The organism is Candidatus Neomarinimicrobiota bacterium, from assembly GCA_041862535.1.
Taxonomy (GTDB): domain Bacteria; phylum Fidelibacterota; class Marinisomatia; order SCGC-AAA003-L08; family TS1B11.
The window spans coordinates 1-3,303 of record JBGVTM010000111.1 but is presented as its reverse complement, the minus strand read 5'-3'; the positions used below and the strand labels follow the sequence as shown (position 1 = coordinate 3,303).

At 55.5% G+C, this 3,303-nt stretch carries 2 protein-coding genes; both read right to left on the bottom strand.

Annotation, left to right across the window (positions count from 1 at the left end; all coding sequences use genetic code 11):
- The coding region (locus ACETWG_04195) for a SusD/RagB family nutrient-binding outer membrane lipoprotein (protein ID MFB0515791.1) at positions 1-736 on the bottom strand (736 nt) is incomplete at its 3' end.
- 18 nt (positions 737-754) lie between these two features.
- Positions 755-3,303, bottom strand: a 2,549-nt coding sequence (locus ACETWG_04190; protein ID MFB0515790.1) for a hypothetical protein, incomplete at its 5' end; no start/stop codon positions are given.

Below are 3,303 nucleotides of genomic sequence, written 5' to 3'. Positions count from 1 at the left end.
CATCTATCGAGCTGATGCCCTGCTGTGCCTCAGCCAGAGCCAGTGTGCGATTGGCCGGATCGACTTCCGTCCAGTGCATGTGCAGACGGGCCTTGAGGGTATGAGCGGCTGCGATCCATTTGTCGGCGTCGCCGCCAAAGACGAAGTCATTCGCTCCTGGTCCTTCGCCGCTGCCGCCGAGATCCTCGATGGCCTCATCCAGTAGCACCTGGAGCGCATCGTAGATGTCTTCCTGCACGTCATAATGTGGGTATTGAATTTCTGGATTAACGGCCTCTGAATAGGGCAGATCACCCCAGACACTGGCCGCAGTACCGATGATCAACGCTTCCCACACCTTGGCGATGCCGGCATAGACTTTATCCTCAGCCGCGTTCGCTTTCTCAATGATCTGCCGGATGTCCACCAGACCGCCACCCGCGTGCACGAAGTAGAACTCATTCTCCCAGTCACTCGCGCTGTAAGAATACTGCGCAAGCTGGGCGTACTGACGCTCGGTGCCAGCCATCTGTTGGGTCCAGATAGCTGCCGTCCGGGCTATGTGACCTTCCAGGAAGAAGAAGCCCGAGACCTGGATGGCTGTAAACAGCTGGTTAATGCCTGCCACTGATGGTTGATTGGGATCCTCGTAGAGGTCGTTATCATTCCAATCCTCCACCCAGCTGGTGCAGGCTCCCACCAGGATGGCCATCATCACCACCCCGGCAGCGAAACGATACTTTCTTAGAAATGACATGATTCGTCCTCCTAAGTCTTAAAAGTCTACCATGAGGGTAGCGATGGTTGACAGGGTTTGGGGATTATTGAAGTAATCCAGGCCGCGCAGGTTATCTGCGCCGCTTATGTTCGTTTCCGGATCAATCCCGGTGTACTTGGTCCAGGTGTAGATGTTCCGAGCGCTCAGACGTAGCGACACATTGCGGATCCCCAGACCGGAGTACAGGGCATTTGGCAGATGGAAAGCGACGGCGACCTCGCGCAGTTTGATGTAGGATCCATCCTCAACAAACTGCGAACCTGGCCCGGTAAAACCGCTGCCCAGGTTGCTGGCCCACCAGACTTCACCTGCCGGAACGAGCAAGGTATCCGGGATGACACCGTTAGGTGCACCTGGACCCCAGGGCTTACCGGCCTCGCCCCCCAAATCATAACGGTTGTAGAACATGGGATCGGTGAAGTCAATGGTTGGTCCAACCGGCTTACCGTTTGCATCCACTTCCCAGAAGTAACCCGTGTTGCGGTAACCGGTATTGTTATCATAGTCCCACCAGCTGGCAGCCCGCTCTACCTGATCACCATGGGTACCGAAGAAATACAGCGCACCCTTGGTGCCGTTCCATACATCGCCACCCATTTTGATGTCTACCAGAGCGGATACGGTGATGAACTTCCCGATGCTCAGGTCGGTGGAGAAGCTGCCGGTCCAGTCAGGATTGGGATCACCGATTATGTGCAAGGCCCCATCCTGCAACGGGAAACCATCCCAGCCGATGAACAGGTCATCCTCTTTCCAACCAGGGAAGGCTTCGTCGATGTTGACCTGATTTCCATCGGGATCCGAAATAACGGTACCACGACCGAAACGGACAAAATCAGCCCCGTACAGCGTCCCAACCGGATGGTATTTGACCGACCCATCGGCCAGGGTATCAGGGGCAAAGGATTCACCCGTGCAGCTGACAAATCCGCCCAGTCCCACGTGCTCGGCGTCGGGCAGTTCGAGTACCCGGCTCTTGTTGCTGGCATAGAGGAACCGGGCATCCCACTTCAGGTCCTTGGTGTCCAACAGGCGCCCGCTCAGGACCAATTCCAGTCCCTTATTGGAGATCACTGCTCCATTTTTGACCTGTTGGGCATAGCCCGTACTCGGGGGCAGCGGGATTCCGAAGATCGCGTCCTGGGTCTCCGAGTTGTAGTACGTGGCTTCCAGACCCAGGCGACTGTTGAACAGGGCCAGGTCGATGCCAAACTCGATCTCAGTTGATATCTCCGGCTTGATGTCAACGGCTGCTTTCTGGAAATGGGAATACAGCCCGCTATAGCCGGCGTAGTTGGGATTGAGGCCAGTCACCCAGCCATCGATTATGAGGTTATTGGTATAGCCACTGAGGGTCGAATAGACGCTGGGTTGGTTCCCGGCACGACCCCAGGCCAGACGCAGCTTGCCGTAGTTGATACCCGGTAGAGGTAGCATCTTGGTGAAGACCCAGGTAGCGCTACCTCTGGGGAAGAGCGCCCAGATCTGAGCGTCTTCCTCCTTACCGAACGTGGTGGAACCTTCACGGTTGAGTCCTGCATTCAGGTAGAGCTGATCCATCAGGTCCAGCGAGACATTCCCGAACGAGGAGGCCGTGTGAATGGCCCACTCGTACTCGTAAGGCGTATACACCGTGGTGTTTGGTAACTGCTGGTTCAAGCTGGTACCAACATTATGTCCTTCCGTGCCGAAGTCGTTGTTCACCCGACGGTTTAGTACCTGACCAAAGGATAACGTCCCGCTTATGCCGGGTCCCAGGCTGAACGGTGCGTTTACCGAAAGGTTGTGATCAATCTGCATCCGATTGTTCACAAAGCGATCGATATAGCCAGTTGGCCAGGTGGAGTTCCCTGGAGGCATGAACGTCCGTCTGAGGTCTTCGGCGAAGTCTGCACCAAGCGTATAATTGACATTCACGCCAGGCAAGACCTCCCAATTCACTTGCAGGTTTCCGATGGTCCGGCTGACCTCCGTCAGGTTTCTCACTTTGTAAATAGTCCAGAAGGGATTATCATACAGCCGAGTTCCTGCTTCGGAGGTAGGATTCGGATTGCGATAGGAGCGATGCCAGCCTTCTGGTGTGAGATACTCTTCATTATTGAAGTTGGGTGGCGTACGGAAGGCACCCAGCAACAGCCCGCTCACGTTCGAGCCCTGTTGGACGAAGGCACCATCGTCAAGCGCGTAGGACATATTGCCGGTGATGCTGAGCTTCTGGTTCACATGATAGGTGCCTTTGATGCGGGCCGTCTTGCGGTTGTAATAGTTATTCGGGCCCTTGATCACGCCGGTATGGTCCATGGAGCTGAAGGACAGGAAATAGGTGATATCCTGGCTTCCGCCTGACAGCGAGAAGTTGTGCTCCAGCTTCGAACCGGTGCGGAAAATCTCATTCGCATGGTCATAGGCATTTCCATCGTAGTAAGGCATGTAGAAGTCTCCGTCCGGTCCGTCATACGGTGCATAGGGATAGTCTGTAAAGGCCTTGACGGTATCCAACCGCGCGCCCCAGCTCACCGAGACATTGCCGGTGTAGGGATCTCCAT